Source organism: Novosphingobium sp. (assembly GCF_040398825.1).
Taxonomy (GTDB): Bacteria; Pseudomonadota; Alphaproteobacteria; order Sphingomonadales; family Sphingomonadaceae; genus Novosphingobium.
The window spans coordinates 1-14,294 of the sequence record NZ_JBBATI010000037.1 but is presented as its reverse complement, the minus strand read 5'-3'; the positions used below and the strand labels follow the sequence as shown (position 1 = coordinate 14,294).

Sequence of the window (14,294 nt, the reverse complement as noted above, 5' to 3'; positions counted from 1 at the left end):
TGCATTACCTGAATGGCAAGCTCCGAAGGATGGCCATAGGGGCCAGCTGGTCAAAAAACCGACCGGCGGGGGAAGCGAATCCCCCGCCGGAGCGGCGCCTATATTACTTCGTGATCTTGCTGACAACCCCAGAACCGACAGTGCGGCCACCTTCGCGGATAGCGAAGCGCAAACCTTCGTCCATCGCGATCGGTGCGATCAGCTTGACCGACAGGGTCAGGTTGTCGCCAGGCATCACCATTTCGGTGCCTTCGGGCAGAACCACTTCGCCGGTCACGTCGGTCGTGCGGAAATAGAACTGCGGGCGGTAGTTGGCAAAGAACGGCGTGTGACGGCCGCCTTCATCCTTCGACAGCACATAGACTTCAGCCGCAAACTCGGTGTGCGGGGTGCAGGTGCCGGGCTTGGCCAGAACCTGGCCACGCTCAACGTCTTCACGCTTGATGCCGCGGATCAGCGCGCCGACGTTGTCGCCGGCTTCGCCCTGGTCGAGCAGCTTGCGGAACATTTCGACGCCGGTCACAACCGTCTTCTGCGTGTTCTTCAGGCCGATGATTTCGACTTCTTCGCCAACCTTGATGATGCCGGTTTCGATACGGCCGGTCACCACGGTGCCACGGCCAGAGATCGAGAACACGTCTTCGACGGGCATCAGGAACGGCTTGTCGGTCGGGCGCGGCGGCTGCGGGATGTAGCTGTCGACAGCTTCCATCAGCTTGTAGATAGAGCTCTTGCCGATTTCGTCGTTGCGACCTTCGAGCGCGGCCAGCGCCGAACCCATCACGATCGGAATGTCATCGCCGGGATAATCGTACGACGACAGCAGTTCGCGCACTTCCAGTTCGACCAGTTCCAGGATTTCCGGGTCATCGACCTGGTCAACCTTGTTCATGTACACGACCAGCGCCGGCACGCCGACCTGGCGCGCGAGCAGGATGTGTTCACGGGTCTGCGGCATCGGGCCGTCAGCGCAGTTCACCACCAGGATCGCGCCGTCCATCTGCGCGGCGCCGGTGATCATGTTCTTCACATAGTCAGCGTGGCCCGGGCAATCGACGTGTGCGTAGTGGCGATTGGCGGTTTCATATTCGACGTGTGCGGTCGAAATGGTGATGCCGCGTTCGCGTTCTTCCGGCGCCTTGTCGATGTTGGCGTAATCGGTGAACACGGCGCCGCCGGTTTCTGCCAGCACCTTGGTGATCGCTGCGGTCAGCGTGGTCTTGCCATGGTCAACGTGACCGATGGTGCCGATGTTGCAGTGCGGCTTGTTCCGCTCAAACTTAGCCTTGGCCATTGTTCAAACCTTCTTTTCATACTTGGATGATTGCTGTGGGAGGCGGCATCTGCCGGACTCACGCCAGAAATTCAGGCGCCGCCCCTAGCGTGATCGCAAGGATCAGGCAAGCGTATCGTTGCGAGAGATTGTCCGGGCCGATCCTGCCGGGGCAAGATCGGTCCGGGCAGGCGGTCAGGCCAGCTTCTCCTTGAGCTCGGTCGCGACGTTTGCCGGGACTTCGTCATAGTGAGAAAACTGCATCGTGTACTGCGCACGGCCCTGGGTGAACGAACGCAGCGTGTTGACATAGCCGAACATGTTGGCCAGCGGCACGATCGCCTCGACCACCTGGGCGTTGCCACGGCTGTCTGTGCCCTGGATCTGCCCACGCCGCGAGTTGAGATCGCCGATGACGTCGCCCATGAAATCTTCAGGGGTGACGACTTCGACCTTCATGATCGGTTCCAGCAGCTTGATGCCGGCCTTGGTAGCGGCTTCACGCATCGCACCGCGTCCGGCGATTTCAAACGCCAGCGCCGACGAGTCGACGTCGTGATAGGCGCCGTCCGTAAGGTGGATGTTGAAGTCGATGATCGGGAACCCGATGAGGCTGCCGGTCGCCGCGATTTCGCGCATGCCCTTTTCCACCGACGGGATGTATTCGCGCGGAATGTTACCGCCCTTCACCTCGTCAAAGAACTGGATGCCCGATCCGCGTTCGCCCGGAACGACCTTGATCTTCACGCGGCCGAACTGGCCCGAACCACCCGACTGCTTTTTATGGGTGTAATCAAGATCAACCTCGCGCGCGAGCGATTCGCGATAGGCCACCTGTGGTGCACCGACGTTGGCCTCCACCTTGAATTCGCGGCGCATGCGGTCGACGATGATTTCGAGGTGGAGTTCGCCCATCCCCTTGATGATCGTCTGGCCCGATTCGTGGTCGGTCGACACGCGGAACGACGGATCCTCGGCCGACAGGCGATGGAGCGCAATACCCATCTTTTCCTGGTCTGCCTTGGTCTTGGGTTCCACCGACAATTCGATGACGGGATCGGGAAATTCCATCCGCTCGAGAATGATCGGCGACTTGTCGGCGCAGAGCGTATCTCCGGTGGTGGTTTCCTTCAGACCTGCCAGCGCGACGATATCGCCGGCATAGGCCGCATCGATGTCTTCACGGTTGTTGGAGTGCATCAGCAGCATGCGGCCGACCTTCTCCTTCTTGTTCTTCACCGAATTCAGGTACGTGCCCTTGACCAGGGTGCCCGAATAGACGCGAAGGAAGGTCAGGCTGCCCACGAACGGATCGTTCATGATCTTGAACGCCAGGCCCGAGAACGGCGCATCGTCGGCCGTGGGACGGCTGTCAGGCTGATCGTTGTCGGGGTTGATGCCCTGCACGTCGGCAATGTCGAGCGGCGACGGCATGTAATCAACCACGGCGTCGAGCAGCGGCTGCACACCCTTGTTCTTGAACGCCGAACCGCACACCACCGGCACGAATTTCTGCGCCAGCGCGCCCTTGCGGATCAGCGCCTTGAGCGTGGCGACATCGGGGAGGTTGCCATCGAGATAGGCCTCCATCGCGTCGTCGTCCTGTTCGACGGCGAGTTCGATCAGCGTGTGGCGGTATTCCGCGGCTTCATCGGCCAGATCGGCGGGGATTTCGACATATTCGAAATTCGCGCCCAGGCTTTCATCGGTCCAGATGATCGCGCGATCGTGCACGAGATCGACCAGTCCCTTGAAATCGCCCTCAGCGCCGATGGGCAGATAGAGCACCGCCGGTACCGCGCCCAGACGATCGATGATCGACTGCACGCAATATTTGAAATTGGCGCCGGTACGGTCCAGCTTGTTGATGAAGCACATGCGCGGCACGCCGTACTTGTCAGCCTGGCGCCACACGGTTTCCGACTGCGGTTCAACCCCGGCCACACCGTCAAAGCATGCGACCGCGCCATCGAGCACGCGCAGCGAGCGTTCAACTTCGATGGTGAAGTCGACGTGCCCGGGGGTGTCGATGATGTTGATGCGGTAATCGCCCCAGAAGCAGGTCGTCGCGGCCGACGTGATGGTGATGCCGCGTTCCTGTTCCTGTTCCATCCAGTCCATCGTCGCGGCGCCGTCATGGACCTCACCGATCTTGTAGGACTTGCCGGTGTAAAACAGAATGCGCTCGGTCGTCGTCGTCTTGCCGGCGTCGATATGCGCCATGATGCCGATGTTGCGATAACGCTCAAGCGGCGTGGTGCGGGCCATGGTGGTTTCCTTGCAATCGGGAAGTCTGGGTAGTCTATGGGCGGGACCGGCATTGCGGCCGATCCGCCCATTGGTTCAGTACTATGACCGTAGTGTGACGCGTATCGCCGGGCAGGGCAATTGGCCCCTATGGCCCGGGCAGCGCGCCCGCGGTTACCAGCGGTAGTGGCTGAAAGCGCGGTTGGCGTCGGCCATACGGTGGGTGTCTTCACGCTTCTTCACCGCGTTGCCACGGTTGTTGGCGGCATCCATCAGTTCGCCCGACAGACGCGCCGCCATCGTCGTTTCCGACCGGTTGCGCGCGGCGGTGATCAGCCAGCGAATGGCCAGCGCCTGCGCGCGTTCGGGGCGCACTTCGACCGGCACCTGGTACGTGGCACCACCGACGCGGCGCGAACGCACTTCGATCTGCGGCTTCACGTTGTTCAGCGCATCGTGAAACAGCTGCAGCGGGTCGGCCTTGGCGCGGGTCTGCATGGTGTCGAGCGCACCGTAAACGATACCTTCGGCGTTGGATTTCTTGCCGTCGTACATGAGGTTGTTCATGAACTTCGACAGCACCTGATCGTGGAACTTCGGATCGGGCAGGATGACCCGCTTTTCCGGACGACGACGACGTGACATGGGGTATTCCTTCTGACTGGTCGGGACCGCGCGGGGCCCGCAATTTCCGCTGGATCAGTACCGGTGCCAGGGGATCATCCCCGGCGCGGCGGCACAATCACTTCGGACGCTTGGCGCCGTACTTCGACCGGCTCTGCTTGCGATCCTTGACGCCCTGGGTGTCAAGCACGCCGCGCAGCACATGGTAACGCACGCCAGGAAGGTCGCGTACGCGGCCGCCACGGATCAGCACGACCGAGTGTTCCTGCAGGTTGTGGCCTTCGCCCGGGATGTACGAAATGACTTCGCGGCTGTTGGTCAGACGGATCTTGGCGACCTTGCGCAAAGCCGAGTTCGGCTTTTTCGGGGTCGTCGTATAGACGCGGGTGCAGACGCCGCGCTTTTGCGGGTTCTGTTCCATCGCAGGGACCTTGCTCTTGGCCTTCTGCGGAACGCGGCCCTTGCGGACCAGCTGGTTGATTGTGGGCATCTTGAAGACTTCACCTTGGTTCTGGCATCATGCCGGAGGTCTGGAACTGCGCCAGCCAGGTGAAGCGGGTACGGGATCGCGCCTGTATCGACAGGCCCTGCACCATGGGGTGAAGGGCCTGTCGATACAGGCGCGAGCCGAAAACACTCCACCCGCGCCGCAGCACCGGGTTACTTTGACGGGAGCCATAAGAACGAAGGTTTCCCCGCGTTGCGCCCACCGCCAATGTTCAGCTCGAAACTGTCCACGGCAGAATCGCTTGCGCGCCCTGCCCCGGAAGAAGGGCGCCATTACGCGCGATGGGTGGGCAGGTCAAGCACGCGGTTTTGGCGGGCGTCCACACGCCATGATCAGTTCGCATGGCAGCACGGTGCGCAACAATGAAACAGAACGGTTCGGTTCGTTTAATTCTACAGAATGAGTTGAGATTTCGCTTGCGGATTATCGGAACGCGAGTCATGTTACATCATCACATGCCAGAATGGCAGAGCAAGGGAGAGCGATGATGTACCAGTCCAATTCCGGTGGTGCGCGGCGAGTGCTGGGCACGGGTGTGATGGTCGGGGCGATCCAGTTGGGGATCGGCGCGGTGTTTCTGGCGACTTTTGCGGGTGGTGAAATCGTCCGGGTGATCGACCACACGATCAATGCCAAACAGTGGATTTATATGCCGCCGCTGCCGCACCCGCTGCGCAGCCACCCGGTGCACAACAAGGTGCCCGACCATAACCCCCTGACCGGGCCGAAACCGGCGATCGACGGGCTGGCGACCGGGCCTACCGAACTGACGCTGGGTCCGCTGGCGCCAATCGGACCGCTGACCGGTGACGGGCGCGGGTTCCTGTCCGACTGGACGCCGCCGCGCACACCCCCTGCCCTGCCGCCGGTCGCGGCGCGCGCGTTGGGCAATCCGGGCCTATGGATTACCCCCGATGATTATCCGTCACGCGCCCTTCGCGAAAGCTGGACCGGGGTCACGCGGCTGCATCTGGTGATCGGCAGCGACGGGCGGGTTGCCACTTGTGCTGTCACCGCGTCGAGCGGCCATCCCGAGCTGGATACCGTCGCCTGTGCCAAAGTGGCCGAACGCGCACGCTTTACCCCGGCGCGCGACGCCAGCGGCGCGCAAACCGATGGCAGCTATGACAGCGCGATCCGCTGGCAGGTACAGGACATTTCCGGCGACTGACCCGCACAGCAACGCGCTTGCCCCGCCCCCTGCCGCCCGATATGCGCAATAATGATTGCATCGGGTGGGGGGCGGTTTGGGCGGACACGAGGACAGACCGCAAACCCTGACACCACCCATGCGGGCCACGCGCCTGCTGCCGGTCGGGCTGATCCTGGTGCTGGCGGTCGCGCTGGCGCTGCGCATCGCGCTCGCATCACGCATGACGGTGCTCCACGCCGATGAAGTGTGGCAATATCTGGAACCGGGCTATGGTCTGGTCACCGGCAACTGGGTGCGCGCGTGGGAATTCAAGGCGGGCATTCGCGGCTGGTTCGTGCCATTGCTGCTGGCCGCGCCGATTGCCCTGGGCCAGGCGCTGGCGCCCGACAGCCAGTTGCATGTCTATCTGGTGCGCGGCCTGCTGGCGGTGCTGTCGCTGGGCATTCCGGTCGCGTGGTATGATCTGGCACGACCACTGGGGCGGCGGCATGCGCTGATTGCCGCCTGGGTGGCTGCGATCTGGTGCGAAGTGTTCTTTTTCGGCACGCGGCCTTCGGCGGAAGCGATCAGCCTGTCGCTGCTGTTTCCAGCGATGGCGCTGGCGCAACGGTTGCGGCGCGAACCCCGGAACACGGTTGGCATTGCGCTTGGCCTGTTGCTGGCGCTCAGCTTTGTGGTGCGGTTTCACTATCTGCCGGCGATCGGGTTGATCGGTCTGTGGGGCGTGGGGAAAACCCCGCGCCGGACAGTTCCCCTGATGATGGCCGGTGTTGCCGCCGGGCTGGCGCTGGGCGGGTTGTGCGATGTGGTGACCGGGCATCCGCCACTGCTGTGGATCTGGCGCAGCATCGCGTTCAACGTGGTGCAGGGCGGCAGCGACCTGTTTGGCACGCAGCCGCCCTGGTGGTTCGTTACCTATCAGTTGCAAACCTGGAGCTGGGCGTCGCTGGCGATCGTACCGCTCATGCTAGTGGGCGCGCGGCGGCAACCGATGCTGCTGGCGATTGCCCTTGCGGTTTACCTTCCGCATTCGCTGATCGCGCACAAGGAATACCGGTTTGTCATCCTGGGCACGACCACGCTGGTGCTGCTGGCGGCGATCGGGTCGGTGGACGTGTGGGCCGCGCTGGAACGCCGGTTCAATGTGCGGCACAAGTGGTTAAAGCAAGGCGGGCTGGCGCTGCTGGCGCTGGGCTGGCTGGGGCTTGATCTGGTGGTGGCGCTGTCGGCCATTTTCGCGGTCCTGTGGACCCAGGGCGATGATGCGTTCACCACCCTGGTCATCGCCGGCGAACAGCCGGGCATCTGTGGCCTGGCAATGTTCAACCAGCCTGCCCATCCGGCGCTGGCGATGAGCCTGTTCAACCGCAAAGTGCCCGCGTTGCTGTTCGACGGGCCGGACGCGCAGGACGAGGCACGCGCGGTTGCCGGCCGGTTCAACGTGGCCATCACCGCGCAATTGTCGGGCGCCGAACTGCCACCGGGTTACCATCTGGTCAGATGCTGGGCGCAAGAGGATTTCGATATTCAGGACCGCGACCAATGCGTCTTCGCGCGCAGCGGCGGATGCAGCGGCAGCGTCGGCGATTTTGATTACCAGACCGCGATGGAACGGCGCGGCAAATGAGGCGCGCGCAGATTTTGCTCGGCCTGGTTACCGCGCTTTATGGCTGCGCTGCGCCCGCCCCGCCCGCGCCCCCGCCCTGCCCGGCGCATATCGTGCTATCGCCCGCCGATCCTGCACGCGGGGTGGCGGTGGAGGATACCCCCGGCGGCCAATGTCTGGCCACCCGCGCAACACGCGGTGATGTGGCGGCGATGCTGCGGCTGGGCGATTTTTACAGCGGTTTGTCCGATCCGGTGCCGCTGATCGACCGCCACGGCCGGCAGGTGCACTGGTACCGGCTGGCGGGGGACCACGGATCGCCGCCGGGCGCGTGGGCGGCGGTGGCCTTGCTGGACACCGATCACGACCGGCAGGTGCCCAATGACGCGCTGGCCTATCTGTACACCGCGATCAAGGGCGGCATTCCGGCGGCGGGCGATTACCTGGTCGACCAGTGGCAGGACGGGCGAGTCGATCCGGGCAAGCTGTGGGCGATGCGCCGCTGGCTGAACCGGCCGGGTGCGCTGCCCGAAGACCAGCGCACCGCGATCATCGCCGGGCTGAACGCCCCGCCGGATGAACTGGCGCCCGAATAATCATTCCGCCGCCGTTGCCGCCGCAACCGAAAGGCCGCGCGCGCGAAACAGCAGCGAACCGCCCACCAACAACACCATCAGGCCGACAAAGATCGCGGCGATCTGCGGGTTGTTCCACACCAGCATGACCAGCGCGACCGTTGCCATCACCAGCGCAAACGCGGGCGCAAACGGGTACAGCGGCGCGACAAACGGCCGGGCCAGCGCCGGTTCCACCACGCGCAGCCGGAACAGCGAGGCCATGGCCAGGATATACATCACCAGCGCGCCCAGCGCCGACAGCGTCACCACACTGGCGGTCAGCGATTGCCCGGCGATATGCACCACATTGTCCGACCAGATCGTCGCCACCCCGACCACCCCGCCGGCGATCGTCGCCACATCGGGGGTGCGAAAGCGGGGATGCAACCGGGCAAATATGCGGGGCAAAAACCCGGCACGGGCCAGCGCGAAAATTTGCCGCGCGTAGCCCATGATGATGCCATGGAACGACGCGACCAGCCCGAACAGCCCCAGCCACACCAGCATGTGCAGCCATCCGCTGCCACTGCCCACGCTGCGTTTCATCGCCTGCGGCAGCGGATCATTGATATTGGCAATCTGGCTCCAGTCGCCTGATCCGCCCGCCAGCAGCATGACCCCGAACGCCAGCACGACCAGCGTCAGGATGCCCGAAATATAGGCGCGAGGGATGGTGCGGCGCGGATCGCGCGCCTCTTCGGCGGCCATCGCCACGCCCTCGATCGCCAGGAAAAACCAGATTGCAAACGGCAGCGCGGCAAACATCCCGCCGATCGCTGCCAGGCTGAAATGATCCTGCCCGGCCCAGCCGTTGTGGACGAAATTGGCCCAGTGAAACGATGGCAGCACCACGGCCATGAACACCAGCAATTCGCCCACCGCCAGCAGCGTGACAAACAGTTCAAACGTTGCGGCGATATGCACGCCGACGATGTTGAGCGTGATGAACACCAGATAGGCCATGGTCGCCGCGTGCACCGGATCGAGCCAGGCAAATTGCACCTTCAGATAGGCGCCGATCGCCAGCGCAATCGCGGGCGGGGCAAACAGAAATTCGATCAGCGTGGCAAACCCGGCCAGCGCACCGCCCAGCGGGCCGAACGCACGGTTGGCATAGGCGAACGGGCCACCCGCATGCGGGATCGCGGTGGTCAGTTCGGTAAACGAAAAGATGAACGCGACATACATCGCCGCCACCGCCACCGTGGCCACCAGAAAGCCCAGCGTGCCCGCCGCCGCCCAGCCATAGCTCCAGCCGAAATATTCGCCCGAAATCACCAGGCCGACGGCAATCCCCCACAAATGAAACACGCCCAGCCGTTGTTGCAGGCCAGATGACGCAGCTTGGTTCATGGCGCAATTTCCAATGGGTTGGCGGCGGGCAACACGGCCTCGCCCATATCTTTCAAATCGACGCCGGTCAGCCCGCGCCGCAGTGCTTCGCGCAACAGCCGCCCCAGCGTGGCGGCCGCCATTGCGGGGGTCAGGCCGCCGTTGGCGTGAATGTTGGAGATGCAGTTGCGTTCGCTGTCGGCGCGCCCGACGCGGGGGCCGAACGTCAGATAAATGCCCAGACTGTCGGCCACGCTCAGCCCCGGGCGTTCGCCGATCACCATGATGCACGCGCGCGCGCGCAGCACTTCGCCAATCGCATCGCCCAGCGCGACACGTGCGCCCGACGCAATCACCACCGGCGCCACGCTCAGCCCGTGCAATTCCGCCACCAGCGCGCGCACCAGCGCGGGCGCGCCGGCCTGTACCCCGGTTGCCGACAGCCCGTCGCCCACCACAATCACCACATCGCAACCGGCGATGGCCGGGTCCGCCGCCACCGCCGCCGTCAGCCGCGCCGCGCTGTCATCCGACAGGCGCCGGCCCAGATCGGGCCGCCGCAAATACGTCGCCCGGTCACCCGCCGCACTGGCCACTGCCAGCGTGGCCAGCGGCGCCAGATCGGCCGCCAGCGCACCTGCATCAAACGGCGCATGCACCGCATCGCGCGCGCGCGCATGATCCAGCTGAAACGCCAGCACCGCATCCAGCGGCAGCGTGTGCCCCACCCGCCCCAGCCCGATCCGCGCCGGGGTGGCGGCACGCAACCGCGCCCACAGCGTGGCGTCGGCGGCATCAGCCACATCCTGGCTCATGCCGCGATACCCGCATCGGCCAGCCGGTGCACCAGGCCCGCCGCGCCACCAGCCAGCGCGCGAATGCCGCCATCGGGCGCGATCAGGTCCATCCCTGCCAGCCACGCTTCAAATTCGGGCGCGGCGCGCACGCCAAACATCGCGCGCAGCGCCAGCGCATCGTGCCACGACAGGCTTTGATAGCTGAGCATGACATCATCGTTGCCCGGCACACAGATCAGAAAATTGCACCCGGCCACGGTCAGTACAGTCATCAGCGTGTCCATGTCGTCCTGGTCGGCCTCGGCATGGTTGGTATAACAGGCATCGACCCCCATCGGCAGGCCCAGCAGCTTGCCACAGAAATGGTCCTCCAGCGCGGCGCGGATGATTTCCTTGCCATCGTACAGGTATTCCGGCCCGATAAAGCCGACCACGGTGTTGACCAGCAAGGGGTCAAACGCGCGCGCCACGGCATAGGCGCGCGCCTCCATCGTCTGCTGATCGACGCCGTGGTGGGCATTGGCCGACAGCGCCGCGCCCTGCCCGGTTTCGAAATACATCACGTTGTTGCCGACCGTGCCGCGGTTCAGCCCCAGCGCAGCCTGGCGCGCCTCATGCAGCAGCGCCAGATCGATGCCGAACCCGCGGTTGGCATCCTGGCTGCCGGCAACCGACTGAAACACCAGATCGACCGGGCCCCCGCGCGCGATAATCTCGATCGCGTTGGTGACATGGGTCAGCACGCAGGTCTGGGTGGGGATGGCATAGCGCTGGCGCAGATCATCAAGCATGGCCAGCAACCGCAGCGCGCCGGGCACGCTATCGCTGGCCGGGTTGATGCCGATCACCGCATCACCCACGCCATGCACCAGCCCGTCGAGCACCGCCGCGGCAATCCCGCGCGGATCATCGGCCGGGTGGTTGGGCTGCAACCGCGTCGCCAACCGCCCGGGCAGGCCGATGGTGTTGCGAAACGCGGTGACCACGCGCACCTTTTGCGCGACCACGATCAGATCCTGGTTGCGCATCAGTTTCGACACCGCCGCAACCATTTCGGGGGTCAGCCCGCGCGCGACGTGCGCCAGCGCCGCGGACCCGGTTTCGGGCATCAGCAGCCAGTCGCGCAGATCACCCACGGTCATCGCTGCCAGTGGCGCAAACGCCGCGCTATCGTGGCTGTCGATGATCAGCCGGGTTACCTCATCGGTTTCATAGGGCACCAGCACTTCATTCAGGAAATGCTGCAACGGCAGATCGGCCAGCACCGCGCGCGCGGCCACGCGCCGCGCCGCGCTGTCGGCGATCAGCCCGGCCAGCGCATCGCCCGACCGCGCCGGCGAAGCGCAGGCCATGACCGCCGCCAGCGTGTCAAAGTGGTGGCGTTCGCCGCCAAAATCGGACCTGTAGCCCATCACCAACCCCTTTTACCTGGTCGCGCTTCGCGCGACGCAGACCTCCCGCCCCGCCTCGCGTTCCTTGTGCGACGAAAACGATGTTTTCGTCGAGCCCGACCACCAATGATACCATCATACTGTGGTGGTCGGGCTCGCGAGGCGGGGCGGGAGGTCTGACTGCACGCCAGTGCAGATTCGTATTATCGTCGCGCCACCTTCAAGCACAGGCTGGCACGTGAAGCGATTCCCTTGCAAGAGGGCGCGGAGAACCACAAGGATTACCCGCATGACACAGCCCGACCCCACTGCCCTGGCGGCACTGGTGGACCTTGCCACAACCGCGCTGGCGCGCCGCGACGGGCTGGTGGTGCTGGGACTGTCGGGCGCGCAAGGGTCGGGCAAATCGACGCTGGCCGCCGCGCTGCACCGGCACATGGCCGCAGCGGGGATTGCCACCGCTTCGCTGTCGCTGGACGATCTTTACCGCACGCGCGCCGAACGCCAGCGGATGGCGGCAGGGATGCACCCGCTGTTCATCACGCGCGGGGTGCCGGGCACCCACGATGTGACGATGGGGCTGGCGACGATCACCTCGCTCGCGCGCGGTGCCCCGGCGCTGATGCCCCGGTTCGACAAAGCGCGCGACGATCGCCGCGCGGTGGGGGATGATGATCGCGCGCCGGCGCACACCCGGCTGCTGGTGTTCGAAGGCTGGTGCCTGGGCGCAGTTCCGCAATCGGCCGCAGAGCTTGCCCCGCCGATCAACGCGCTGGAGGCGCAGGAGGATCGCGGGGCAAAATGGCGTGGCCGCGTCAACGCCGCGCTGGCCGGCGATTATGCCACGCTGTGGGCGCGAAGCGATACCATGGCCATGCTGCGCGCGCCCGATTTTGCGACCGTGGCCCAGTGGCGCGAACAGCAGGAGGCCGCATTGCGCCAGTCAGACCCGCACGCGCCGGGGGTGATGGACACCGCCCAGGTGGCACGCTTTGTGGCGCATTATGAACGCATAACGCGCGGGCTGCTGGCGGATTTGCCCGCCCGCGCCGATTGCGTGATCGACCTTGATACTGACCGCCGCGTGACCGCGATCACCCACCGGGATAAAGCCGGCGGGTGATCGTCTTGCTGCGACCGATTGCATCATGGCAAGGCAATAGCCGACGTATCACCCGCACCATCGGCATCGCGCAACGCGACCAGCAGTGTATCGGCCATTGTGCCCAAAAAGGCCTCCATCACTTGCCGACCGCGCTGGCTTAACCGCACAAAGGTGCGGCGCCCGTCGCGGCCATCATCCTCGCGTTCGACCATCCCGCGCATTTCCAGAATGCGCAGCCAGCGCAGCGCGGTGGTCGGCGGCACATGCGCGCCGATACAGGCACTGGTGGTTGGCACGCGGCGGTCTTCGCGCGCGGCGACATACAGATCGAGCAGGATATCCCACGTCGGTTCACCAAACAGATCAGCGCTGAGATAGCGCGCGCGCCGCCGGCGGCCCGAATAGAATTCGCGCGCCAGTGTCAGCGCCAGCCGTTCGCGCCGCGCCAGCGCCGGGGCGTCGCCGGTCACCTGCGGCGGAGACGCGGTGGGCCCTGCGCGCATCGCACGTTCAACTTTGCCCGGCCGGCCCGATCCGGTGGCGGGCGGCGTGTGCGGACGTACCGTCATGCCACGGGTCCTTTGTGCAGGGTGGTAATTCGACAGGCGATCAGCGCGATTTCCGGTTTGCCGCCCCCGGTCATGCCGGACGCCACGCGGGATAGCGACCAATGCGCCGTTGCCGGACGACATGGGCATATGTGCCGATCATCAGCACCACCAGCTGCGCCAGCCCCGGCGCCTGCGTCATCAGAAAATAGCTGCGCCGCGCCTCGTCGAATTCGAACAATTTGGACAGATGGGCGGTGACCACGATCAACTGGGTTGCGCTGACCCACAAGGGCCAGGCGCGATTGGCGTTCAGTGCCACCCAGGTCAGCGTGAGCCACGCCCACAGATCGATCACAAAGTGACCGGGATTGACCGCGAACCATGTCGGGTATCCAAACATGAAATGGTTGGCGAGATCGAACGCGAACGTCGCCAACAGGATGATCGCTACCAGCCGTTCGGGTTCATCACCCTTGCGCGCGGCAAATGCGATCGACAGGCATAGCAGGAGCCGGGAGAACCAGACGAACAGCATGGATTCAGTGCTGCGCCAACATGGCCGGCCCCTGCCACACCATTACGCGGCGCGCGACTGGGCGCTGGCGGCTTCGGCCAGATCGCTGCTGACGGGATCGGTGTCCGCCTGGTCCATCAGGCCGAACGCCGGTGTCGGGCAGCGGTCGTTGCCGATCACCATTTCTTCGGCGATATCGTTCAGACGGCCGTGCACCCGCGCCAGTTCCCCCCCGGCGTTGAGCATGGCCTGCTGGCTGCGCACCAGCCGCATCAGCGCGTCCTGGCCCAGAAACGGTGCGACCCCGGTTTCGCGCCGGGCATGCACCATCGTCGACAACAGCTGCGATTGCCGCAGCAGGGCTTCGTCAAGCGCGACCTCGGCATCTTTCAGATCGCGGCTGATGCGCGCCTGGGCGACGTGGCTGGTCATGGTATTGCTGGTCATGGTATTGATCGTCATCTGCTGGCTCCCGCCGATGCCCCCCGGCACCGATCCCGATTGTTGACACATGCGAGAGGCTGAAGCGTCCCGGGTTTCCCGGAGGCTCCTACTTGTGAGAAGGAGCTACCATGA

General features: G+C 64.7%; 14 protein-coding genes. 4 read left to right on the top strand and 10 right to left on the bottom strand.

Annotated elements, in window-relative coordinates; all coding sequences use genetic code 11:
- Positions 1–103: 103 nt before the first annotated feature.
- The 4 genes from tuf to rpsL form a co-directional block, all read right to left on the bottom strand.
- Entirely contained in the window at positions 104–1,294 is a 1,191-nt protein-coding gene (gene tuf / locus ABWP89_RS15510; RefSeq protein ID WP_353230413.1) for an elongation factor Tu, read from the bottom strand.
- Between the two features lie 174 nt (positions 1,295–1,468).
- Positions 1,469–3,541 carry an elongation factor G gene (gene fusA / locus ABWP89_RS15505; protein ID WP_353230412.1) on the bottom strand — a complete coding sequence of 691 codons (2,073 nt, stop codon included), beginning with the start codon at positions 3,539–3,541 and terminating at the stop codon, positions 1,469–1,471.
- A 153-nt stretch (positions 3,542–3,694) separates the two neighbouring features.
- On the bottom strand, positions 3,695–4,165 hold the full coding sequence (gene rpsG, locus ABWP89_RS15500) for a 30S ribosomal protein S7 (RefSeq protein WP_353230410.1): 471 nt from the start codon (positions 4,163–4,165) through the stop codon (positions 3,695–3,697).
- A 97-nt stretch (positions 4,166–4,262) separates the two neighbouring features.
- Entirely contained in the window at positions 4,263–4,634 is a 372-nt protein-coding gene (gene rpsL / locus ABWP89_RS15495; protein ID WP_028639302.1) for a 30S ribosomal protein S12, read from the bottom strand.
- Between the two features lie 502 nt (positions 4,635–5,136).
- Here rpsL and ABWP89_RS15490 point away from each other — a divergent pair.
- The 3 genes from ABWP89_RS15490 to ABWP89_RS15480 all read left to right on the top strand — a co-directional run bounded on the left by ABWP89_RS15490 (position 5,137) and on the right by ABWP89_RS15480 (position 8,007).
- Entirely contained in the window at positions 5,137–5,823 is a 687-nt protein-coding gene (locus ABWP89_RS15490; RefSeq protein ID WP_353230409.1) for an energy transducer TonB, read from the top strand.
- Between the two features lie 118 nt (positions 5,824–5,941).
- Positions 5,942–7,432, top strand: a complete 1,491-nt coding sequence (locus ABWP89_RS15485; RefSeq protein WP_353230407.1) for a glycosyltransferase family protein — start codon at positions 5,942–5,944, stop codon at positions 7,430–7,432.
- Complete coding sequence (locus ABWP89_RS15480) at positions 7,429–8,007, top strand: hypothetical protein (protein WP_353230406.1); 579 nt, start codon at positions 7,429–7,431, stop codon at positions 8,005–8,007. Before ABWP89_RS15485 ends, ABWP89_RS15480 begins: the two co-directional genes overlap by 4 nt.
- Here ABWP89_RS15480 and eat read toward each other — a convergent pair whose 3' ends face one another.
- Genes eat through ABWP89_RS15465 form a run of 3 tightly spaced genes read right to left on the bottom strand, consistent with a single transcriptional unit; the run spans position 8,008 to position 11,569 of the window.
- Positions 8,008–9,381 carry an ethanolamine permease gene (gene eat, locus ABWP89_RS15475; protein WP_353230405.1) on the bottom strand — a complete coding sequence of 458 codons (1,374 nt, stop codon included), beginning with the start codon at positions 9,379–9,381 and terminating at the stop codon, positions 8,008–8,010.
- Positions 9,378–10,175, bottom strand: a complete 798-nt coding sequence (gene eutC, locus ABWP89_RS15470) for an ethanolamine ammonia-lyase subunit EutC (RefSeq protein WP_353230404.1) — start codon at positions 10,173–10,175, stop codon at positions 9,378–9,380. Before eutC ends, eat begins: the two co-directional genes overlap by 4 nt.
- Positions 10,172–11,569 carry an ethanolamine ammonia-lyase subunit EutB gene (locus ABWP89_RS15465; protein ID WP_353230403.1) on the bottom strand — a complete coding sequence of 466 codons (1,398 nt, stop codon included), beginning with the start codon at positions 11,567–11,569 and terminating at the stop codon, positions 10,172–10,174. Before ABWP89_RS15465 ends, eutC begins: the two co-directional genes overlap by 4 nt.
- 268 nt (positions 11,570–11,837) lie before the next feature.
- Between ABWP89_RS15465 and ABWP89_RS15460 the strand changes: the two genes are divergently transcribed.
- On the top strand, positions 11,838–12,671 hold the full coding sequence (locus ABWP89_RS15460) for a kinase (protein WP_353230401.1): 834 nt from the start codon (positions 11,838–11,840) through the stop codon (positions 12,669–12,671).
- Positions 12,672–12,694: 23 nt separating this feature from the next.
- Here ABWP89_RS15460 and ABWP89_RS15455 read toward each other — a convergent pair whose 3' ends face one another.
- From ABWP89_RS15455 to ABWP89_RS15445, 3 genes are all read right to left on the bottom strand, one after another.
- Entirely contained in the window at positions 12,695–13,222 is a 528-nt protein-coding gene (locus ABWP89_RS15455; protein WP_353230399.1) for a MarR family transcriptional regulator, read from the bottom strand.
- A 70-nt stretch (positions 13,223–13,292) separates the two neighbouring features.
- Entirely contained in the window at positions 13,293–13,739 is a 447-nt protein-coding gene (locus tag ABWP89_RS15450; protein WP_353230398.1) for a hypothetical protein, read from the bottom strand.
- A gap of 42 nt (positions 13,740–13,781) precedes the next feature.
- Positions 13,782–14,180: a hypothetical protein gene (locus tag ABWP89_RS15445; protein ID WP_353230396.1), complete on the bottom strand. Its 399-nt coding sequence runs from the start codon at positions 14,178–14,180 to the stop codon at positions 13,782–13,784.
- Positions 14,181–14,294 lie beyond the last annotated feature (114 nt).